Raw genomic sequence first — 6,256 nt, 5'->3', positions numbered from 1 at the left:
GTCATTAAAAAAGTCCTTCAACTTAAATGGTTGAAGGACTTTTTGTGTTTAATTGTTGTTTTTATCTTGAGGCTCTTTCCAATATTTCGCGCTTGTCAGCAGTTCTTTTGAACGATCATCGGCTGGTACAAAACCGATGTTGAACAAATGCTTAAAGTACATCATATTGTAAATCAGCATCCAAACGATTCCAAGACCGTATGAACCGAATGAATAGGCAATTTGGAAAGGTTCACCCATTCCAAGTGAGAGTGCCATTCCGGCGATAATTTCAACTCCGGCCATACAGAGGAGGTTGTACCAGTCCGACCTGAAAATTGGCACCCAGAGATTAAACAGCAGGGCGGTAAATGATGGTCCCACCTTGGCGATTCGAATCTGACCGTTTGTTTTATTGACAACCGTCGCAAAGTTTGGTGGAATCGGCAACCCCATTGGATTGTTGGGATCGTTTTGATTGTTATCATCATTGTTGCCGTTACCAAATGGATTTTGCATCGGGAACCTCCTTTCGGATTATTGATTATTTTTTCTTGAATTTAACAACACATTCACAGCGTGAAGTTTGTGGCATCAAATCAACTGATTGAATGTATTCAACATTATACTTCTCAGTCAATTTTACTAGATCCTGAGCCAAAGTCGATGGATTACAGGAAATATAGACAAACTTTTTCGGAACGATGTCCAAAATTGTGTCGATGAGTGAGTCGGCCAAGCCAGTCCGTGGTGGATCGACGATCAGGGCATTAGGTGTCCAACCGCCTTCAATCCATTCCGGCAACAGGTCTTCAGCTTCTCCAACTTCGTATAAACAGTTAAAAATACCATTTCGAACTGAATTGGCGTTGGCGTTTTCGACAGCTTCGGCGATGGTATCCATCCCCCGAACTTCTCGAACCTGCTTGGCAACGGATAATCCAATCGTTCCGACACCGGAGTAAGCATCAACCAACTTTTCATCACCTTTAAGGTCAAGTGCTTTGAAGGCTTGCTCATAAAGAATCGAAGTCATCTCAGGGTTGGCCTGCAGGAAGGCTCTTGCGGACAAATCAAATTTCAATCCGTTCAAGACTTCGGTAATGGTTTCCCGGCCGGCCAGATGAATCATTTCTTCTCCCCAGATCAGGGAAGTTTTACCAGGGTTGACGTTTTGCATGACAGAAACAACTTCTGGTAATTCTGCTTTAATCCGTTCGAGTAATTGATGCTTCTTGAGTAATTTCTTGCTTTGGGTGATGAATGTTACCTGAACCTGATCCGTGGCAATTGCTGCCCGGACAACCACCGTCTTGATGATGCCGGCATTCATGTCTTCATCATAAGCAGGGATTCCAAGCTCATCGATCATCGTCACAATCGCCCGCATGACTTTCATCGTCAATGGGTATTGTAAGGCAGAAGTTTTCAAATCAACAACGTCATGACTGCGGGCTTTGTATAATCCGGCAATCGTGTTGCCATCGGCGTCTTTTCGAATCTGGAAAGTGGCCTTGTTTCGGTAGTGGGTTGGATCTTCCATCCCAATAGTTGGTAACAGCTTAAATCGGCGGTAACCGTTTGGCTGGTACTTTTCCAAGGATTGACGAACTACGTCACGCTTGAATTCCAGCTGCTTTGGATAGGCTAAATTCTCCAGCTCGAAACCACCAACGTTATTGGCATAATCGTCGACTGGTTGAATTCGATCCTTACTCTTTGTCAAAATTTCAACTAAGCGTGCCCGAATAAAGTTATTTAAATCGTCGGTAACTTCGACGACCACTTTTTCAGTTGGCAGGGCACCGGGTACAAACACTAATTTTCGTTCGTAATACCCGATTCCTTCACCGTTGATGCCCATGCGCTTAATATCAATTGTTAATTGTTCACCCTCGTTTACGTGAACTTCATTATTATCGTTATACATTGAACCGTCCTTATTTTCTGTGACCTTTAATATTCCTAGTTAATAGTATGATAGCACATCACGTGTGAAATTCGTATGTGAAGGGGAGTGGTGGGCTAATAAAAAGAAGGCCGGAACAAATGTGAAAGTTTTGTTCTGGCCTTTTTGAAATGATTGTTTATTCAAATTGATGTGGAATTCGGGTTAGTGGTGAGTGGGCGAATGTTAACTGGTTGAAACATCCTGTCCTTATCATTACCTAAACGTGTTTCGACGGCCGGCTGAAAGCTTGCCTAGCCTACTTGGCGACGTACCTGACCTTGGCCTTGTCATACTCTAAACGTGTTCCGACGGACCTGACCCCTACTGCATAAGCTAATTCAATCAACAAGGAACTAAGCCCGTTCCTTATTGCTCGAATCACCTTATGCTCCGGGGCCACCCGGTCCTCGTCACACTCTAAACGTGTTTCGACGCAACTGAGGCTAACTTCTAAGTGCCATTAAATCAAACCCCAGAACCGGGGCTTTAATCGAATGACCCTTAGAAACCGCCTCACCCGTTGCTCGTCACACTCTGCTCCTTACCACGTCGCCTTATCCGGATCCGTTGCCAATCCTGCCTTGCCGTGGAAGCCGTCAATTGTCTTCATGTCTGAATTTGATAAGTTGAAATCAAATATGTCGGCATTTTCCTTGATATACTTCTCATGAACTGACTTAGGCAGTGGTAGGAATCCGTGCTGGAGTGACCAGCGGAGGACCACTTGTGCCGGTGTCTTATCGTACTTTCTGCCAATGGTTGCCAATTCCGGAATCTTGAAGATTTCGCCGGTACCAAGTGGGCTGTAAGCTTCGGTTAAAATATCGTGATCGTCGTTATATTCAACGACTGCCGGCTGCAGGTCCGATGGGTTGATGAACATTTGGTTGACCATTCGCTTTACCTTGGCCGTTTCCAATAAGGCATCCAGGTGTTTCGGCCTGAAGTTGGAAACACCAATTGCCTTGGCAGTTCCCTGGTCATAAAATTCTTCCATGGCTCGCCATGATTCGGCGTTGGCCTGCTTCCAATTGTCACGGAAGGCAACTGGATTTGGCCAGTGAATTAAGTAAAGATTGACGTAATCCAATCCTAATTTATCAAGCGAGCGGCCGAATGCTTCCTTGGTCTTTTCATAACCGTGATCGGCATTCCAAAGCTTTGTGGTGACGAACAAGTCCTCGCGGGGAACGCCGCTGTCCTTGATTGCCTGGCCGACACTTTCTTCGTTACCGTATGCGGCAGCGGTGTCAATGTGGCGGTAACCGGCATTTAAAGCAGCCAGCACAGCGTGATAGGCTTCATCACCGTCAGCTGACTGCCAAGTACCAAAACCAACTTGAGGAATCTTAACTCCGTTATATAAGGTGTAAGTATCTGTTAATGACATATTGAATCCTCCTTATGTGTTTCTACCTTTATTTTATAGAAATCAAATATTAAGTACAAAGAATTTATCCATCGAGGAGTGTTCACCATTGTTGAGGGGATGGCCCAAGTCGGTAAATCCGTATGATTGATAAAGGTGGACGGCTTCTACGAGTGAATGATGGGTTTCCAAATAAATGGTTTTGTACCCGGCGCCTTTGGCAAACCCCATGGCAGTGTCCAAGAGCCTGTAACTGAGATGCTGGCCGCGGGCGGATTCTGTGATATACAATTTTTGAAGTTCAGCAATCTTGTTAACCGGATCAAATTCAGCGATCCCATTGCCGCCAAGGACGTCATTATATTTATCGACAGCGACAAAATATTCCCGGTTATCTTTTTTATCGTAAAAGCTGCTTAAATGATCTAATTCTTTGTCAAAGTAGGCAGTGCCGGGGATGTCGAGCCCGTATGATTTTAACGAAGCACGAATAATCGTTGCCATCCGGGGATCGTCGCCAGCTTCAATCGGCCTGATTTTTACCATACTGTCAGCTCCTTTCATTAATGTTTGATTAGCATGTTACCACTTTTGGAATTGCAGAGTAAAGCCCATGTGAGCGCTTTAACGTGATATACTGGAATTAATTTAAGACAAGTTCGGGAGGGATCACTATGGATCAAAAAGTTGCGATTGTTACAGGTGCTTCATCAGGAATCGGCAAGCAGATTGCCAAGAACCTCTATCGAAATGGAATGAAAGTCTATGCGTTGGCTCGTCGGGTTTATGCGATGAATGAACTCGATGACTTGGGCATTCACACAATGCATCTTGATGTAACCGACCATGATGAAATTGATCGGGTGGTGAGTCAGATTGTTGCGCAAACTGGTCGAATTGACGTTCTGGTCAATAATGCCGGAATTGGCTCATTTGGTTCTGTCGAAGAAATGACACTGACTGAAGGCGAGTATGAATTTAAGGTCAACGTCTTTGGATTGGTCAAAATGATTCAGGCGGTCCTTCCGGTAATGCGTAAACAACACAGCGGCCGGATCGTCAACATGTCGTCAATGGCTGGTAAGCTGGGTAACATGCTGCTTGGCAGCTGGTACATCGGCTCAAAGTTTGCCGTTGAAGGCATCAGTGATTCACTGCGTCAGGAACTGAAACCATTTGGCATTGACGTGGCGGTTATTGAACCCGGCGCAATTCAATCCGAATGGAAAGATGGCGCAATGGATCGAATGATGGAAGCTTCCGGCAGTGGCCCATATGCTAAATTGGCCCGCAGATCGGCAGCGTTCTTCGCCATCTCATATAAGTTTGCGGCAGCACCAAGAGTCGTCGCTCGTGCCGTGGATCGGGCAGTCTTTTCAAGAAGGCCGAAAACCAGGTACGCAGTGGGAACTGGTGCAAGACCAGCGTTGCTGATGAAGCGAATTTTGCCGGACAAGTGCCTGGATGCATTCTTTGAGGCGTTGAATAAGTATGCTCAACAGGTGGTTAACAGGGAAACAAGTCAAAACAGATAGCAATTGACCACCTTAATTAAATAAAGTACCATTAAATCAGAACCACACTAGGGGAACTGCTAGAAGCAGCTGAGACCGACCTGAAAGGCCGAAACCCTTGGAACCTGTCAGTTAGGACTGGGGTAGGAAAGTGAGAGAGTGCGACGAGGACCGGGTGAGGCGGTGTGTAAGGTCGAAATAATTAAAATCCTGGGTTTGGATTTAAATTATTTTGGACTTACACGTTAGCCTCAGGTCCGTCGGAGCACGTTTCAGCTAGGTGAAATGCGAGCATCACACCCAACATTTACACCCAACCGAAAGCCAACTAAAAAATCACAAACCAACCACAACCCGGAGCTGCAGACACCAAGTGTCTTCAGCTCCTATTTTTGTAGAACTAATCAAAAAGGAGAAGAAAAGATGAAAATCGATTTACTAGATACATTACGGAAAAAGAACCCAATTGCTTTTAACATTTCAAACTTTGTGACTGTTCAGGATGTTGCCAACGGAATTAACGCATTAGGGGCATCACCAATTATGTCCGAGGAGAAAAACGAAGCTGAGCCAATGGTTCAAATGGCTGACTCAGTGACAATCAACCTGGGCGCATTTACCGAAGGCCAGCTAGACCAAATTAGTGCGGTTACAGCATTTGCCAACAAATACAAGAAGCCAATCATTATTGATCCGGTGGCTGTTGGAGCAGTTGAATACCGGAAGGAACGTTGTAATGAGTTGCTCGATCAAATTGATGTTGCCGTTATTCGTGGTAACGCAGGTGAAATTGCCGCATTAGCTGACGTTAAGTGGAATGCCAAGGGAATTGATGCCGGTGAAGGCAGCGGTAACTTGGAAGAAATTGCCAAGAAGTTGGCTAAGAAACGCAATTGTGTGGTTGTCGAAAGTGGCAAAACCGACATTATCACTGATGGTGATGCCGTTATCCGAATTTTCAATGAAACCGATTTGTTCAAACTTCACGTAGGTTCAGGCGATATGCTGTCCAGCACGATTGGCTGCTTCTGTGGAATTGAACATGATTATTTTGAAGCAGCTCAAACAGCAACGGCCATCTTTGACGTTGCCGGAGAAGTGGTTGCCAAAGCAATGGACAAGCCACTGGCAGGATCATTTGGTGTGCGGTTAATTGATGAATTGCATTTGATTGATACAAAGACGGTGGAGAAGAACGCAAACTTTGAATAGAGTGTGACTCGCAACGGGTGAGGCGGTTTCTAAGGGTCATTCGATTAAAGCCCCGGTTCTGGGGTTTGATTGAATGATGCTTAGAAGTTAGCCTCAGGCCCGTCGCCAAGTAGGCTAGGCAGGCTTTCAGCCGGCCGTCGAAGCACGTTTCGAGTGTGACGAGCAACGTGGCAGACAGCAAGTCACAAGTCACACCGTAAAACCGAGGACAAACTAACGGAGGTCAAAGGA

At 45.4% G+C, this 6,256-nt stretch carries 6 protein-coding genes; 2 read left to right on the top strand and 4 right to left on the bottom strand.

Features of this window, described 5'->3' with window-relative positions; all coding sequences use genetic code 11:
- Window positions 1-48 precede the first annotated feature (48 nt).
- The 4 genes from LKE01_RS08895 to LKE01_RS08880 all read right to left on the bottom strand — a co-directional run bounded on the left by LKE01_RS08895 (window position 49) and on the right by LKE01_RS08880 (window position 3,845).
- Entirely contained in the window at window positions 49-498 is a 450-nt protein-coding gene (locus LKE01_RS08895; protein ID WP_054769472.1) for a hypothetical protein, read from the bottom strand.
- A gap of 25 nt (window positions 499-523) precedes the next feature.
- A complete protein-coding gene (gene rlmD, locus LKE01_RS08890) occupies window positions 524-1,909 on the bottom strand; it encodes a 23S rRNA (uracil(1939)-C(5))-methyltransferase RlmD (RefSeq protein ID WP_056982752.1) in 1,386 nt (461 codons plus the stop codon).
- 562 nt (window positions 1,910-2,471) lie between these two features.
- On the bottom strand, window positions 2,472-3,320 hold the full coding sequence (locus tag LKE01_RS08885) for an aldo/keto reductase (protein ID WP_054769473.1): 849 nt from the start codon (window positions 3,318-3,320) through the stop codon (window positions 2,472-2,474).
- 42 nt (window positions 3,321-3,362) lie between these two features.
- Window positions 3,363-3,845, bottom strand: a complete 483-nt coding sequence (locus LKE01_RS08880; RefSeq protein ID WP_056982754.1) for a GNAT family N-acetyltransferase — start codon at window positions 3,843-3,845, stop codon at window positions 3,363-3,365.
- Between the two features lie 128 nt (window positions 3,846-3,973).
- Here LKE01_RS08880 and LKE01_RS08875 point away from each other — a divergent pair, with 128 nt between their 5' ends.
- Window positions 3,974-4,834: an oxidoreductase gene (locus LKE01_RS08875; RefSeq protein ID WP_054769475.1), complete on the top strand. Its 861-nt coding sequence runs from the start codon at window positions 3,974-3,976 to the stop codon at window positions 4,832-4,834.
- Between the two features lie 402 nt (window positions 4,835-5,236).
- Window positions 5,237-6,025, top strand: a complete 789-nt coding sequence (thiM, locus tag LKE01_RS08870) for a hydroxyethylthiazole kinase (protein WP_056982756.1) — start codon at window positions 5,237-5,239, stop codon at window positions 6,023-6,025.
- Window positions 6,026-6,256: the final 231 nt, after the last annotated feature.

The organism is Lentilactobacillus kefiri (genome assembly GCF_007989105.1).
Taxonomy (GTDB): domain Bacteria; phylum Bacillota; class Bacilli; order Lactobacillales; family Lactobacillaceae; genus Lentilactobacillus; species Lentilactobacillus kefiri.
This window is presented reverse-complemented; position numbering and strand designations above follow the sequence as displayed.

Excerpts from the sequence above, each read along its gene's own strand:
- LKE01_RS08895 (WP_054769472.1), bottom strand. The coding sequence starts at position 498 with ATGCAAAATCCATTTGGTAACGGCAACAATGATGATAACAATCAAAAC.
- rlmD (WP_056982752.1), bottom strand. The coding sequence starts at position 1,909 with ATGTATAACGATAATAATGAAGTTCACGTAAACGAGGGTGAACAATTA.
- LKE01_RS08885 (WP_054769473.1), bottom strand. The coding sequence starts at position 3,320 with ATGTCATTAACAGATACTTACACCTTATATAACGGAGTTAAGATTCCT.
- LKE01_RS08880 (WP_056982754.1), bottom strand. The coding sequence starts at position 3,845 with ATGGTAAAAATCAGGCCGATTGAAGCTGGCGACGATCCCCGGATGGCA.
- LKE01_RS08875 (WP_054769475.1), top strand. The coding sequence starts at position 3,974 with ATGGATCAAAAAGTTGCGATTGTTACAGGTGCTTCATCAGGAATCGGC.
- thiM (WP_056982756.1), top strand. The coding sequence starts at position 5,237 with ATGAAAATCGATTTACTAGATACATTACGGAAAAAGAACCCAATTGCT.